The sequence below is a fragment of the Armatimonadota bacterium genome, assembly GCA_016125185.1.
In the GTDB taxonomy this organism is placed as follows: Bacteria; Armatimonadota; Fimbriimonadia; order Fimbriimonadales; family Fimbriimonadaceae; genus Fimbriimonas.
Map to the genome: position 1 here is coordinate 420,122 of WGMG01000006.1, position 14,712 is coordinate 434,833.

Here is a 14,712-nt window from a genome sequence, read left to right on the forward strand (position 1 = left end):
GCCCAAGAAAAAATGCTAGGCGGGAAACAATTCTTTTCGATAGATCGTCCAGATTTCGCAAGAGGACTAGCTTAATCGTTCGTTCTGCAATATAATGGCAAAGCTGGTGCAAATGCGAGTGCCGTCTTGGCGTCGCTGTGCATCGGGATTTGGATGCATATTAGAGGTGTCTTGTTAGTGTCTATGACTAAAACAATCTGCAATCGAGTTTGGCTCGGTGCCTTGACCCTTGGAATTGCTTCGCTGGTTGGTGCGCAAACGGCGGACCTCTCCAGTGGCGGTCAATCCATGTTAAAGGCCCGTCCATCCACGTTTACGAAAAACATTGGACAGTGGGACTCGAAGGCTCTATTCGGCGGGCATGCCGCAGGAATGGACTTCTGGGTTTCTAAGGAAGGATTTGTATTCCAGTATCAGCGAACAGCGAACGATACAGGAAACAAACAGTACGCCGGCCAAGCGGTTGGAATGCTCTTCGACGGAGCCAAGCCGTTCGTGGCGACTGGTTCTACGGAGTCTGGCGCACAGGAGTTCATCGGAAGCAAGGCGAAGGGGGTCGCAACCAAGTATCAGCGGGTCAACCTAACTGGCGTTTACGACAACGTGGACGCGGTGGCCTACTTTGACGGTAAGACTCCTCGCTACGACTTCATCCTGCATCCAGGCTCGAAGGCAAGCGATCTTCGATTCAATTTCAAGGGCGCGGCAGTTAAGGTCGTTTCCGACCAGAAAGTCAAGATCAACACTATTCTTGGTGATCGATTCCAAGAAGGCCTGTTTGCCTACCAGATGGTTAATGGCAAGAAGGTTTCGGTCCCGGTCAGCTTCCGGCAGATCGATGGCACCCACATCGGTTTTAATGTCGGGTCCTACGACAAATCGAAAGACCTAATCATCGACCCGCTCGTGTATGGCACCTACTACGGCGGCGATCAGGGATTTGACGAAGTGCGTGGCGTCTGCGCGGACGCCAGCGGCAATGTCTATTTGACAGGCTACACTCGCTCTGCAATCTATCCGGTTCTTTACGGTCCGTTTGGCTATAACGGTCTGGGCGGCAAAGAAGCGTTCGTTTCCCGACTTCAGGGTGACGTTTACGTTCATGACTATTCGGCTCTCTTAACGGGCACCGGAGACGACCAAGGCAACTTTATTAAGCTAGACGCTTATGGAAATGTCTGGGTTCTCGGTTCGACGACGTCCAACACGTTCTGCGGCAACACGAAGGCCGGCAACATGTGGCTCGTTCGATTTACGTCGTCGCCCACGACGGTTCTGACGCCATTCAAAGCAGACGGAGTCACTCCGGTTCTGTTCCGGTTTGGCGGTACGACCTCGAACCCCGACGTTACCGCGATCCGATCATTCAGCATTCGACCCGACGCCACTCCGGCGCCGGTACAGATGTTGATCACGGGCGCTTGTAAGTCGGTTGGTCCTACCGGTTTGTTCACGGGTAATTCGCACGGCGGATTCTACTGCTCGCTTTCTTACACCGAGGCCACAGGCTTTAGCTTGGTCTCGGGCGCATCTGGTTTGCCAATCACCTCGAGCGCAGGTTCGTTGACGGTTACGGGTGGAGCCTATGATAGCGATGGTAACTTCTTCCTGTCGGGAACTCTGATCGCGTCCGGTAACTCGGATACGGCTCAGCCCGGCATGGTATTCGGTACGACGGCTGGAATTTTCCAGAATGGTCGACTGCAACGCCAAAAAGACATTTGGGTCCGCAAGATGGCGGCCGACGGAACGCTGGTTTGGTCCGGTCTCGTTGGTGGCGCTTCGGACGACGTGACGGAAGGTTTCTTCCGAACCCACAGCGCCAATACGACCGACGTCGGTGGTACAACGGTCGCTACCGACCCGGCTGGCAACGTTTACGTTCTCGGTCGATCTTCGTCTTATGACTTCCCGCGAACCTCTGGAGTCCTCGGTGAAATCTACGTTAGCGGTCAGAACTACATTACGGTTACCAAGATCAAGGCCGATGGCTCTCAGATCCTGTACTCGACCAACATTCGAAACCGAGGTCGCATCAACGCTTCGGGCATTGGCGTCGACGCTCGCGGCAACGCCTATATTACGGGTGTCGTCAGCACTGAAGCCGACCTCGTTCCGACGTTCCCAGACCCGATCGAACCAAACCTTCAGCGCCCTGATACTGACGGTTCGATTCCCCTTGTAAATCCGATCCGATCGGCTTACACCTACCCAACCATTCCTGAGACTTCGTCGAACGACGCTTGGCTCATGATCATCAACGATACGGCGACGGATATCATCCGCTCGACGTACATTGGCGGAATTCTCGACGACGCAGCGTTCGCTCCGTTCGTCGATCCGAACGGTGACGTCTGGGTCTTCGGTTGGACCGATACTTGGCGCGACTATTTTGTCATCAACAGCACTCAGACGACGATCACTGAGCGACCGACGGGTGGACGAAGCGGCGGTCTGGATACGGCCTTCATCACCAATCTGGCATTTAAGCAGTTCCCTGAACCGCCGAGCAGCCAGGGTGTGATTACTGATCCTACAGGCTACTTCCTGACGAACAACGGTACTGACTTCAACTTCGGTGCCATTTATCCTCCGGCGAACTTCCCTGGCTTCGGCATCTCTTATGCCCGAGACGGATACGTTCTGCGATTCCGAGAATCTCTGCCGCTCATTTCGACGATGACCCTTGCTCCGTCCCCGATTCCGGGTGGCGATCCGCAAGGTCTTGCTAATCCTCCGTCCTCGACGGGAACGATCACTCTCTCCGCTGCGGCTCCGTCCGGCGGTGCGACGATCAACCTGACGCTCAACAACTCGACGGTAGCGTCCTTCTCGCCAACAACGAACACCGCCTCGCAGACGATCATCATCCCTGCCGGCGCAACTTCCGCTACTTATAGCGTATACAGCCGAACGGTGACTGCTCCGGTCAACGTCCAGGTTCAGGCCAACTACTCAGGCAACCTCAAAGTTGCCTCGCTTCAGATCATCCCGTGGCTGAGTTCGCTCACCATTAATGGTTCAAGCATCGTTGGTGGTAATACCACGACGGCGACGATCAAGCTCGCATCGACGGCTCCGTCCGGCGGTGTGACGGTTGACCTCGCAACGGATCAGCCGAGCGTGGTGACCTTCCCCTCGGGCAGCACGGTTACGGTGCCTGGCGGTCTGGACAACGTCACCTTCACGATCAACACCAATGGTGTCGATGCGTCGGTGAACGCAACGATCAACGCGACGCTCCTTGGAGTGACGCGATCGGGAAGCCTCGGCGTGAGCCCGGCCAAACTGACGACCCTCGTCCTGACGCCGAACCCGGTTGCGGCCGGTGGTACGGTGACGGGCGTGGTCAACCTCGACGGCAAGACCGGTTCTGCCGGAACACTGAACATCACGATTCAGGGTTCGCCGGCAGGGTACGTGGTCAACCCGACGACGGTTACGATCCCGGCTAACTCGAACGTCTCGAATCCGTTCACCATCACGGTGCCGTTTGAAGCGGCCGACGTGTCGCGAGTGGTTCAGGCGGTCCGTGTCAATGGCAGCAACACCATTATCGATGGTCCGGTTACTTCGACGCTGAACGTTGAGGCTCTTGCAGTCTCCTCGATAACGGTCGACCCCGATACGATCGACAGCGGTGGCTCTGCGGTAGCGACGGTCAACCTGACTGGAGCGGCACCGGTTGGTGGAGCACGAGTCTTCGTCTCCTCTGACAAGCCTGGCATCGCCGTCCCGGTTGACTCCAATGGAGTGCCGATCACGGAAGTGACAGTCCCAGCTGGCACGACGAGTGTCGACTTCGACGTGAAGGGTCTCTTTGCCCTGAACGGTGACGAGTTGGTGACGCTGAGCGCCTATCGAGGCCCGACGCCGCAGATCAATAGCCTGGTGAAGACGACGACCCTCACGGTCCTTGCCCTTACCTACACGATGGACATCACTCCTTCGTCGGTCTTCGGTGGCCAGAGTGCAACCGGTACGATCACGTTGAGTGCTCCGGCTATCCCCGGCTTCTCGATGCCGGTGACCTGCGACGACAATACCGTGACGTTCACCCAGCCGGTGTTCACCACGGGTAGCACAACGGCTACGTTCTCGATTACGACTCCGATCGTGACCGATACGAAGACGGTGACGTTCTCGACGCATGCAGGCACTCTGCCGGATGTGTTCGCGACGCTTGAGATCAAGGCGACGGAAGTTGTGTCGGTAGCGATCCTGCCAAGCAACTCGGTACGCCAAGGCGCCACGATCCAGATCCAGGTGACGGTGAATCGAAATGTTCCGACGGCGACGACAGGAACGATCACCTTCGACAACCCGAGCTTGGTCATCCTGCCTAACGGTCAGAACTACGTGAACTTCACGGTACAGCCTGGTTCGAACAAGGCAACGGTGACTCTGATCACCCGACGCGTTCCGAGAAATCTCTCGACTCTGGTTACCGCAACCACGAGCGTGTCTGGTCTAGGGGCAGTCGCATCCACCACTCTCTACGTCAAGATCTAACGGCGTAGGGTTACACAAAAAGGGCTCCAGCAACGGCTGGAGCCCTTTTTTCGTATTTGGGGGTAGAGTTATGAAAATGAGAAAGACCTTCGCCCTGCTTATGGGAATTGGCGTGGGCGTTGGAGTTCTGGCTTGGATGATTCGGCAGAAGGAAGAGGAAGAGTCCTCAGAGAACCTTCTGAACCAGATGAACGAGAAGATCGAACATCTGGAAGCCAGAACAAAAGAACTACAGCAGAACGCTTAGTCTAGGATCGTTTTTCCGAGTACGGTTCCCGCTTCGTCCAAATCATAGATCAGCGGGACGGCGGTTCCCAAATTGAGCTCAAGAACCTCGGCGGTCGAGAGCTTGTCGAGTTGCATCACGATCGATCGGTTCGAGTTGCCATGGGCGACGACCAACACGTTTTTGCCCTGGGCGATGTCACCGAGGATGCATCGCTCGAAGAAGGGAAGCGTTCTTGCGGCGGTGTCTTTGAGGGACTCGCCGTTGGGTGGCGGAACGTCGAAGCTGCGTCGCCAAATCTTGACTTGTTCGGCTCCGAACTTCTCGGCAGTGCGGGCCTTGTTGAGACCCTGGAGGTCTCCGTAGTGCCGTTCGTTTAGGGCCTCGTCGCGGATGGTCGGAAGGGTCGTCCCCATGCTTTCGAGAATGAGCTTGAGCGTGTTCTGAGCTCGTTGCAGACTGCTTGTGTAGGCAACATCAATGGAGATACCTTTGAGCTTGGTGCCTGCGTTGCGTGCTTCCTGTTCGCCTTGAGGGGTCAGGGGTACATCGACCCAACCCGTAAATCGGTCTTCGAGATTCCAAAGGGATTGGCCGTGGCGAACGAGAATCAGTTTCGGCATACCGTTGAATGATACCGTCTAGGACCGTTAGCCGCCGAGGCGGCGAAGAATCTGTTGGAAGTCCTCGTCGGTGAACTGCATTTGCCCGTCGATCCAGGTGAGCGTAGAGGCGGCTTCCTGCATGAGGTGGCGAAGTTCGGAGGCGAGGTCGTCGGATAGCTCGATAATGATTCCGTCGTGCTGGAACCGGGTCTTGTTTTCTGCTGAGAGAATGCTTTTCAACGCTTCTTGGAATTGGCTGGGCGAATCGTAGTCGAGGGTTATTTTGTTGAAATCGACGTGGGTACAGCCGACGGGGCAGATGCGTACCGTCCCGTGCGGGGACTTTGCGAGGGGGATCGATTCGTCGTGGTGATTCACTATCGGAAAGTCCAGCCTTGTTTAACTAGACAATAAAGTATAGATTAGTCGAATCGGGAAAGTCATGGGGCACGGTGTTTTTGGCGAAGAGATTTGGGAAGTATCCGTCGGTTTTCGGGAGAAGCGACGCTAAGCGCCTTCCTTCGAGCAAGCCTGCAGCAGGGCTTTGCCCGGGCCGTCCCGATGCTCGGGACTCCTTGGACTTTTATGGATACGGGTCTTTCCCGGGGTCTACGACCTCGGGCTAATAAGCTCTGCGACTGCTAGATTGGCTGGTGCCCAATCGCTCTAGACCCATGTTCTGAACCAGGAAGAGGTGTTGGGTCGCTCAATCTTTGATTTGCCAGCCGGTGAATTCGTCCCAGTCGGTGTCGGGCCAATCGTCGAGTCCGGCGGCTTCGGCGAGAGCGCGGATGTGCCCGCGGTGGTAGGAGCCGTGGGTTAAAGTGTGGTGGATGACATCGACGGTCTTCCAGGCCCAGGTGCCCCAGTCCGGGTGCGAGCGTTGGCGGGTTTGGTCCAGATCGCATGTTTCGATGAACTTGGCCATCCGTTCGTATTGATACTTGAGATCTTGGGGCAGGTCGCCGGTTGGGCTTGTTTCGGTGTCGGTCATCCAGTCGTACCAAGATTGATAGCAACCGCAGATGTGGCCGAGCCACCTTTCGGCGGCGACCCGAAACTGGGCACCTCCTGGCTTTTCCGACACGCAGTCGAGGTACTTTAGCCAGAGGCCATTGGCGTGCTCCTCGTAAGCCACCATCTGAATATATCGATCACGTAGGTTCATATTAATGGTCTCCAAATTGCAGGCATCGGCCCATCGGACTGCCGACCGGTTCTTGCTCGAATGCAGCAAGGCTACCCGCCAGGTAGACGGCCTGCACCTGGCCAATTAGTTCTTCGCCATCGTAGGGACTCCATCCGCACTTGGAATGGAGAAGGGATTCATCCACCGTCCAGCGGCGATGGGGATCGACGAGCACGAAGTCGGCGTCATAACCGATCTCGATTCTCCCTTTGCCTTCGATCTGGTAGAGGGCGGCGGGAGTCTCGCAAAACATGCGAACTAAGGTTTCGTAGGAGATACGGCCTTGAGCGGCGTAGGTTAGCAAGACGGGAAGAATGGTTTCGACGCCAGGCATGCCGCTGGGGGAGGATGGATAGGGCTTGGCTTTCTCCTCGGCGGTGTGCGGGGCGTGGTCCGAGCCGAAGACGTCGAAGAGACCGTCATCGAGCGCGCGCCAAAGAGCGGCACGATGCCCCTCGGAGCGGACGGGAGGGTTCATCTGCGCCTTGCTGCCGAGGCGATCGTAACATTCGGGAGCGACGAACCATAGGTGCTGGGGCGTGATCTCGCAAGTGATGGGGAGGCCCTGGCGCTTGGCTTCGGCGATGAGCGGTAATTCGTCGGCAGTCGAGATGTGAAGGATGTGGACCGGGCGATGGGTTTCCCGGCAGAGGCGAATTAGACGCTCAGTCGAAATCTTTGCGCTTTCCGCATCGCGCAGGAACGGATGCTCGCGAGGGTGCGGGTTATCACTAATGAGGGCCTTTCGCTCGCGATTTCGAGCCTCATCCTCGCTGTGGACGGCGACCCGCTTGTGCCCATTCATCAGCACACGGCGGAGGTCGTCTTCTTGGTCGACCAGGAGATCGCCCGTGGAACTACCGACGAAGATCTTGACTCCCGGTGCGCCGGGCAGGAGTTCGTATTCGGCCAGGTGTTCGGCGTTGGCGGGTGTCGCGCCGAAGAAGAAGCCGAAGTTCGACCAGCAACGTCCGCTGGCGCGCGTTACTTTGTCGGCAAGGGCTTCGGGGCTGGTGGTTTCGGGCTTGGTGTTAGGCATCTCTAGGAAGGAGGTCACACCCCCGCAGAGGGCGGCCAGCGATCCAGAGGCGAGGTCTTCTTTGTGCTCCATTCCCGGCTCGCGGAAGTGGACTTGGGTGTCGATGGCGCCAGGCAGCAGGTAGAGGCCCTTCGCATCGACGATCTCATCGGCATCAACTTGGGCGAAGTCGCCGAGCCCCTCGACCTTTCCGTTAGAAACGGCCACATCGGCGAGGTGCATGCCGGTGGCGGTCACAACGGTTGCGCCACGAATCACGAGATCAAATGCCATCCTCCTATTTTGGAATATGAAATCCTGCCAATAATGCCAGGTATGACCCTAACGTTGTGCTTTGCCGCCGCATTTTCCGGTTTTGGGACCGCGCCGATCCCCACGGAGTTTGCAGAAGGACAGAAAGTGTTCCATCGAAAGAAGGGGATTGATCGCACGACGGGCGACGCGGGAGTAAAGATCGGCGAGTGGTTCGACGGCGACCGAAAGCAGGTTGTGGAGGAGGCGATCTTCCTGACTCCAGGTTTGCTGAGCCGATGGCTGGGCTATCAGGCCGCATCAGGCACGGCAGACGAAGAGATCCAGAATTCGTGGAAAGCCTGCACGGACCAACTGCAGGATAAGTCTCTGGCGTTCATCCGCCTTTCGCGCCTGGGGACGGTCGATCCGGTTGATGGCAACGTCGAGGATACGGCGAATATCGAAGCGCTGAATACGGTGCGGTTCGACATTCGGCAGGACGGCAAGTCGTGGCAGAAATTGGACTTTAAGGTGGTGCAGGACGTGCAAGACCGCTGGCCGACAGATGTGTTGAAGGATTCATGGGATCAGGTAATGGCGAAGTTGATGGCTTGGCCAAGCACGCCGACCAATAATGAATTGGTTTCTCAGATTCGGTGGGGCCGCAACCGACGCATTTCTGTGCTAGCCGAAGTTCCGGCCATTTCGGCCAACGCGAAGTGCGAACTGCGGATTACCGAGTCCGACCGGACGCGAACGATCAAATTCCGGTATCCGAAAAGCTAAAATGAACGAGTGCGAGTCGCCACATTTAACGCCGCTTCCGTACGAGCTCGATTGCCGCTACTGGTTCAATGGCTTGAGGAAAATCCTGTCGATGTCCTTGGCATCCAAGAGACCAAGGTCGAAGACGACAAGTTCCCGCGAGCCGAATTTGAAGCGCTCGGCTACGAACTCGCGCTAAACGGGCAGAAGTCCTGGAACGGCGTTGCGTTGCTTTCGAAGCTCCCGATGACGGACGTGGTGAAGGGCGTTGGCGATGAGGATTTGGACGTGCAGGCCCGCACGATCGCGGCGACGATCAATGGAATTCGCATCATCAACACCTATGTGCCGAACGGCAATACGGTCGGCTCGGAGAAGTGGGAGTTCAAGATGCGGTGGCTGGAGAAGTTCAAGGATATGGTCTATGCGCACGACCGAAGCCAACCGCTTTTGTGGATGGGCGACATCAACATTGCGCCTCAGCCGCACGACGTTTTCGACTCGCCGAAGCTACTTGGGGGAGTTGGGCATCACCCGGACGAGTTCAGCCGACTTTCGGCGATCGTTTCTTACGGGCTGATCGACCTGTTTCGACTATTCACCTTTGAGGGTGGGCACTACACGTTTTGGGACTTCGTGATTCCTGGCGCGCTAGACCGCGGCATGGGGTGGCGCATCGACCACATTTACACCACCGAGGAATTGGCGGAGAAGTGCACATCGTGCGTGATCGACGTCGAGGCGCGTCGGCGCGAAAAGCCGAGTGACCACACGTTTGTGATCGCCGATTTCGACGTTTAGGAGATCATCTGTTTGCGGACGATGCGCATCTGCGTCAGCGTGGGGCTGACGCGCTTTTGGAGAAGGAAGAACTCATCGTCGTAGGCTTTGATCGGGTCGGGGAAGGTTTCGCCTCGCTCCCAACTGAGGGCGATGTATTTTTCCAAGAGCGTGCGAACTAACGACATTTGGTCGCGGGGAATCGGGTGGGTTTCGAAGTCGGGTACGCCGATTTTGATGAGCCCGAAGGAGCGGAAGGTTTGGTCTTCGGTTTCTTCTAACCTCACGTGAAACTGGAGTTTCGTGACGTCGAAGTTCTCCCCGAGGATCTTCTCCAGCTCTTCCTTTGTGCGAAGGGAACCGGTGATCTTGTCGAAGATCCAGGTTGCGCCGGTTAGCTCGGCAGCAGCATCGGAGGCGTGGAGCAGGAATTGGAGATGACGCTTGTCCTTCAGCTTTACCGGACTGCCGTACTGAAGTCGGATGATCGAGTGGAATCGGCTGACGTCGGCAACAAACTCATGCTGGTCAGGGATGGATTCTGGGAGCTTGTTACCCTGGAACAGGTTGGGATTTTTGGACCGGAGCACGAGGGCGATTTTGAGGCGGACATCGCTAAAGAGCAGACCTTCACCGGCGCTGATTGGGTTTTGGCCCTGCTGGACGTAGGGATTCTCGCCGACCAGGCGACCCATTAGACGGTCTTGGTTAGGCATGGAATCGGCGGTGGAGTAGACCCAGTATTCAGCGTGGGCGTGAAAGCGGTTGAGGCGGGACGAGCGGAAGTAGACGCCGATGCTGATGGCGAGGGCAGCCAGGAGGATGAGGACCGTTGCAATGATCACGGGCCGATTCCCGAGGTCCATTTGACGGCGGCCTGCAGTTCCGGGTTATCGAGCGAGGCGTAGCACCATTGGCATAACCCAGCCTCGTTGACGTTAGGGCGGCAACACAGCATGCATTGGCCGACTTTGCGGGCGTTCTCGACGATCTTTCGATTGCCGAGGGCGTAGAGAAGCTGACTTCGAGGAATGCCTTCGGAGTTCAGCCTTTCCATAGGTGGAATTGTACCTACGGAAAGGCTGAACGGCTTACTTCTTGGGCAGGGTGTAGGTCAGGGTGTCGGCGGTCTCGAAAACGCCGGGTTCCTTTTCGGCTTTGAAGACCAGTTTGACCTTGGGGCCGTCGATATCGACGACGGCATAGCCGTACTTCTGCTCAATGTGGCTGACATGCTTAAGTTGCCAATCGCCGTCGGCGGGCGGAGTTTTGCCGGTGTAGAACGGGGCTCCGGCGGTGCCGATGACGAACTGATGGATGGACTGTCCGGCGGGCCAAGAGGGAAGTCGAGCCTCGACGTGGTCGTAGAGGTGATCGTGGCCGAAGAAGACGGTGCGGGCACCAGCCTTTACCAGCTTATCGATAAAGTGGTCGCGCTTGTCGGCGGCGGTCCACATGCCGTCGGTGTGGCTGCCAGAGAAGAAGGCCATCTTGTGGGAGAAGACGAAGATGTGCGGCGCGTGGTTGGCGTCGATGACCTTGTCGAACCAGTCGAGGTTACCGGTCACGCCGGATGGGCCGAACTGATCGAGGGAAATGAAGAGGCAGTTCTTGAAGGTGTAGGCGTAGGTTAGACCTTCTTCGCCGGTCGGTCCGGTGGTCGGGTTGGCGAACTTGCCGGTGAAGACCTTGTGCCACACGTCGTCGGGGTGGGGGCATCCGGCTTCGTGGTTGCCGCGTGCGGCCAGGACTTTGATTCCGGCGTTGTAGATGGGCATCATGACCTGCTTCCAGGTTTCGAACTGAGAGAGTTCGGCTTCGTCCGTTTTAGCGCCGCCGACGAGGTCGCCGTTGAAGAGGAGCACGTCGGGCTTTTCGGCCACGATGGCCTTGACGATTCGTCGCATCGCCGCGACATTGACGCCGTTTTCATCCTCACCCGGACGGGCCTTGCCGCCAGCCCACCGGTCATCGCCGGTGATGATGAACCGAACGTGGTTTTGGGCAAATGCCGAGGCTACCGAGGTCGCCATGATGAGGGAGAGAAGCCACTTCACGATGCCTGCATGTTACCTTTGTCATTGAAGAATTCGGCGTCGGTTAACCACTCGTTAATCCACTGGTAATCTCTCGTCGTGCGCATTCTCGAATCGGTTCTCTACGCTGAGGATCTCGTCGCCGCCCGCGAGTTCTACGTCGGTCTTTTGGGCCTTGAGGAAGTCTCCTTCGATGCCGACCGGGACCTCTTTTTGAGGGTAGGGGATGGCATGTTAATTCTGTTCAAGGCGAGCCGAACGGTGATCCATGACTCGGGCGTACCTCCGCATGGCACGACGGGGGCTGGCCATTTGGCCTTTGCGGCAACGCCGGAGGAGATTGAGATTTGGCGAGCCCGGCTGGAAGAGAATGGGGTTGAGATCATCCAATCGATCGACTGGAAGAATGGGGCGAGGTCGATCTACTTTCGCGATCCGGCGGGGAATGTGTTGGAATTTGCCACGCCGAGCCTTTGGGGGCTGGCTTGATCGCGGCTTTCGTTGCGCTGGCGTTTGTGAGTTCTCGAACGACATTGAATCTGGATGACGGTTGGCAGTACACAACGCTTGCGGCGCCGCCATCGATTTGGTCGGGAGCGGATGCGGTTCCAACGGCGGCCTGGAAGGTGGTTCGAGTTTCGAGTGAGGAGACTACGGCGGAGAAAGCGCCGGCTTCCCAGGCGTTCGATGGCGACCCGAAGACGTTTTGGCATACGCGCTGGCAGGGGACTCCGGGCGGATATCCGCACGAATTGGTGCTCGACTTGGGCGGGCGGACGGAGGCGGTCGGCTTTCGTTTGTTGCCCCGGCAGACCGGGCCGAAGAATGGCCATCCCAACCATTTGCAGGTTTTCCTGTCGGATTCGCTTGATTCGTGGGGTGATCCGGTGGTTACGGGGCAGGTTCCAGATTCTTCGGACCTCTTTCAGGTCCGCTTTACGCCCCATCGGGGGCGCTACTTGCGGTTGGTGGTGTCGGACGGCTACCAGCGTGAGCCATTTTTGGTGCTCGCCGAGATTGGGCTGATTCGTTCCTTGGACGAGAAGCAAAAGCAGGATTGGGAGAGCCAATATCACATCGCAACGGTCGAGACCGGAGATGCCCGGTACGACCTTCGGGGGGCGGCTTTGGAAGGCGTAAAGCAGGCGGAACTGGCCAAAGTGAAGGCGGCGGATTGGAAGTCTGCGACCTTGCCGCATGCAGCCTGGATTCGTCCGATGGGAAAGCCGGAGATTTGGCAGGGAGTGGCTTACTACCGGCGATCCCTAGACGTCGATGACGGATTGCTTGCGAAACACCTTGAGCTTACGATCGACGGGGCGATGCAGGTTTCGGACCTATGGCTGAATGGCCAGCACGTGGCGACGCATCGGGGCGGGTATCTGCCGATGGTGGTTGATTTGACGGGCAAACTTGGGCGTCGTAACGACTTGCTGGTGCGCGTGGATAATCGGGATAACCCGCTGGTGCCGCCGGGCAAGCCTCAGCAGGACCTCGATTTTATGTATGGCGCAGGTCTGACCCGGCACGCCTGGCTGACGGCGACCTCGAAACTGCGGATTACTGACGCGCTGGAGGGCGCGGCGGGGCGGTTTGGCGGAGGAGTCTACGTGACGGATCCGGTTGTGGAGGCGGACCGAGCCACAGTTCGGGTTCGGACGCACGTGGCAAACGAAACGGGTAAGACGTGTGAATTCCAGATTCGGCAGAATCTGGGCGGGAGGATTACGACGAGTGGAAACGTCCGTTTGAAGCCGGGCGAAATGGCTTGGTATGGGCAGGACCTGAAGGCGGATGGCCTGCCTTTGTGGTCGCCCAGTTCGACGGCGACGATTACATTGCGGACGTCTCTGGTGTCTTCTGGTGAGGTTGAGGATTCGGTTGATACGTCGGTCGGCATTCGGAAGATCGAGGTGAGCCGGGAAAAGGGATTTGTGATTAACGGCAAGTCGATCGAGTTGATGGGGACGAACCGGCACCAGGACTACCCATGGGTGGGACCCGCGCTCTCGGATGCGGCAAACGTTCGCGATGTGCGACTGATCAAGCTGGCAGGGCATAACATCGTCCGGCTATCGCACTATCCGCAGTCGGAGGCGTTTCTGGACGAATGCGACCGGATGGGTCTGATGGTGATTCCGTGCATTCCGGGATGGCAGTTTTTGAACAAAGATACTCGGTTTACGGAGGCGGTTCGTCAGGACATTCGAAACCTAATTCGGCGGGATCGGAACCATCCGTCGGTGGCGTTTTGGGAGACGAGCCTGAACGAAACATATCCGCCTGCGGATGTGGCCCAGGATTGGTACGGTACAGCGAAGTCAGAATCGGTGGATGGGGCGATTTTGCTGGCGGGGGATGCGAGGAGGGGCGCGCCGTGGGACATTGCGTACAACCAATGGAAGGACGACTTCACTCGTCCGCAGAGTGTGTTGCCTTCGCGGCCGGGCTATGTTCGCGAGTATGGCGACTACGAATTTGGAGGCGCTTATAGCACGTCTCGGGTTCGGATCGCGGATGGGATGACGAAGCTGCTACAGGAGGCGTGGAACCAATCCTGGTCGCTGAATCGGCTCCGTCCACAGCTTCCGTGGACGATGGGATTCGGCACATGGGAGATGTTTGATCACAACGTTCCTTGGGAGTTTTCGGTTTCGGCCAGCGGCTTGTGCGATATTTTTCGGATGCAAAAGCCGAGCTTTTGGTTCTTTCGGAGCCAGCACAGCCCATCTCCATTTGTTAAGGTCGTGGGAGATTGGAACCCTGGCCCTCCCAAACGAGACTTGGTCGTCTTTTCGAATTGCGAGGAAGTGGAACTCCTGGTCAACGGCAAGTCGATTGCGCGCCAGTCGCCTGTACGAGGGGGGGCAACAGACTACGCTGATGCCAAGCCATTCGATGGATCAAACACGGGTAACCTGCGCCACCCTCCCATCGTGTTTCGGAATATCCCGTATCAGCCGGGCTTGGTCGAAATAAAGGGCTTTGTCAACGGAAAGGTTGTAACGACCGACAGGCTCAGAACAGTTGAGCAACCCGAGCAAATTAAAGTCTTTGTGTACGAGTATGGAGTTCCGGCGACGAAGAATGACCTCGTTTTCTTTCGGGCGGCAGTCGTTGACTCGCATGGCAATGTCTGCGTCGACGATAGTCGAGAGATTCACATCACGGTAAGCGGCGCCGAACTCGTTGGGAAAGCGGAAATCGTTGCGGGAAAGGGCGCCATTGTCGGCCTTATCCGGACATCGCCAACGGCCTCTATCGTCTCGATTAGGGCAAGTGCTCCTGGCCTTTGGCCCGCCAGCAGTGTCCTCGCCACGCGGTAG

The 14,712-nt window shown here is 57.4% G+C and carries 12 protein-coding genes; 5 read left to right on the forward strand and 7 right to left on the reverse strand.

The window, feature by feature from the left end; genetic code table 11:
• The first annotated feature begins 153 nt into the window (after positions 1-153).
• A complete protein-coding gene (locus tag GC165_09790; GenBank protein ID MBI1333158.1) occupies positions 154-4,512 on the forward strand; it encodes a hypothetical protein in 4,359 nt (1,452 codons plus the stop codon).
• Positions 4,513-4,755: 243 nt separating this feature from the next.
• On the opposite strand, the gene GC165_09795 is transcribed toward GC165_09790, so the two are convergent.
• The 4 genes from GC165_09795 to GC165_09810 all read right to left on the reverse strand — a co-directional run bounded on the left by GC165_09795 (position 4,756) and on the right by GC165_09810 (position 7,844).
• The gene (locus tag GC165_09795; protein ID MBI1333159.1) at positions 4,756-5,361 is read right to left on the reverse strand and encodes a 2,3-bisphosphoglycerate-dependent phosphoglycerate mutase; all 606 of its coding nucleotides are present in this window, start codon (positions 5,359-5,361) and stop codon (positions 4,756-4,758) included.
• Between the two features lie 27 nt (positions 5,362-5,388).
• A complete protein-coding gene (locus tag GC165_09800; GenBank protein ID MBI1333160.1) occupies positions 5,389-5,721 on the reverse strand; it encodes a hypothetical protein in 333 nt (110 codons plus the stop codon).
• A 328-nt stretch (positions 5,722-6,049) separates the two neighbouring features.
• Positions 6,050-6,511: a hypothetical protein gene (locus tag GC165_09805; protein MBI1333161.1), complete on the reverse strand. Its 462-nt coding sequence runs from the start codon at positions 6,509-6,511 to the stop codon at positions 6,050-6,052.
• A gap of 1 nt (position 6,512) precedes the next feature.
• Positions 6,513-7,844 carry a dihydroorotase gene (locus GC165_09810; protein MBI1333162.1) on the reverse strand — a complete coding sequence of 444 codons (1,332 nt, stop codon included), beginning with the start codon at positions 7,842-7,844 and terminating at the stop codon, positions 6,513-6,515.
• 42 nt (positions 7,845-7,886) lie between these two features.
• Here GC165_09810 and GC165_09815 point away from each other — a divergent pair, with 42 nt between their 5' ends.
• Together GC165_09815 and xth are read left to right on the forward strand one after the other, a co-directional pair.
• On the forward strand, positions 7,887-8,591 hold the full coding sequence (locus GC165_09815; GenBank protein MBI1333163.1) for a hypothetical protein: 705 nt from the start codon (positions 7,887-7,889) through the stop codon (positions 8,589-8,591).
• Between the two features lie 9 nt (positions 8,592-8,600).
• On the forward strand, positions 8,601-9,371 hold the full coding sequence (gene xth, locus GC165_09820) for an exodeoxyribonuclease III (GenBank protein ID MBI1333164.1): 771 nt from the start codon (positions 8,601-8,603) through the stop codon (positions 9,369-9,371).
• On the opposite strand, the gene GC165_09825 is transcribed toward xth, so the two are convergent.
• Genes GC165_09825 through GC165_09835 form a run of 3 tightly spaced genes read right to left on the reverse strand, consistent with a single transcriptional unit; the run spans position 9,368 to position 11,407 of the window.
• Positions 9,368-10,195: a hypothetical protein gene (locus GC165_09825; protein MBI1333165.1), complete on the reverse strand. Its 828-nt coding sequence runs from the start codon at positions 10,193-10,195 to the stop codon at positions 9,368-9,370. The two genes, xth and GC165_09825, sit on opposite strands and share 4 nt — an antisense overlap.
• On the reverse strand, positions 10,192-10,407 hold the full coding sequence (locus GC165_09830) for a hypothetical protein (GenBank protein ID MBI1333166.1): 216 nt from the start codon (positions 10,405-10,407) through the stop codon (positions 10,192-10,194). Before GC165_09830 ends, GC165_09825 begins: the two co-directional genes overlap by 4 nt.
• A gap of 34 nt (positions 10,408-10,441) precedes the next feature.
• Positions 10,442-11,407, reverse strand: a complete 966-nt coding sequence (locus GC165_09835; GenBank protein MBI1333167.1) for a hypothetical protein — start codon at positions 11,405-11,407, stop codon at positions 10,442-10,444.
• Positions 11,408-11,485: 78 nt separating this feature from the next.
• On the opposite strand from GC165_09835, the gene GC165_09840 reads away from it, so the two are divergent.
• A complete protein-coding gene (locus GC165_09840; GenBank protein MBI1333168.1) occupies positions 11,486-11,875 on the forward strand; it encodes a glyoxalase/bleomycin resistance/extradiol dioxygenase family protein in 390 nt (129 codons plus the stop codon).
• On the forward strand, positions 11,872-14,712 hold the full coding sequence (locus GC165_09845) for a DUF4982 domain-containing protein (GenBank protein ID MBI1333169.1): 2,841 nt from the start codon (positions 11,872-11,874) through the stop codon (positions 14,710-14,712). Before GC165_09840 ends, GC165_09845 begins: the two co-directional genes overlap by 4 nt.

What these genes read in the sequence shown, in the direction of transcription:
- GC165_09790 (MBI1333158.1), top strand. Translation starts at nt 154, where the DNA reads ATGCATATTAGAGGTGTCTTGTTAGTGTCTATGACTAAAACAATCTGC.
- GC165_09795 (MBI1333159.1), bottom strand. Translation starts at nt 5,361, where the DNA reads ATGCCGAAACTGATTCTCGTTCGCCACGGCCAATCCCTTTGGAATCTC.
- GC165_09805 (MBI1333161.1), bottom strand. Translation starts at nt 6,511, where the DNA reads ATGAACCTACGTGATCGATATATTCAGATGGTGGCTTACGAGGAGCAC.
- GC165_09810 (MBI1333162.1), bottom strand. Translation starts at nt 7,844, where the DNA reads ATGGCATTTGATCTCGTGATTCGTGGCGCAACCGTTGTGACCGCCACC.
- GC165_09815 (MBI1333163.1), top strand. Translation starts at nt 7,887, where the DNA reads ATGACCCTAACGTTGTGCTTTGCCGCCGCATTTTCCGGTTTTGGGACC.
- GC165_09830 (MBI1333166.1), bottom strand. Translation starts at nt 10,407, where the DNA reads ATGGAAAGGCTGAACTCCGAAGGCATTCCTCGAAGTCAGCTTCTCTAC.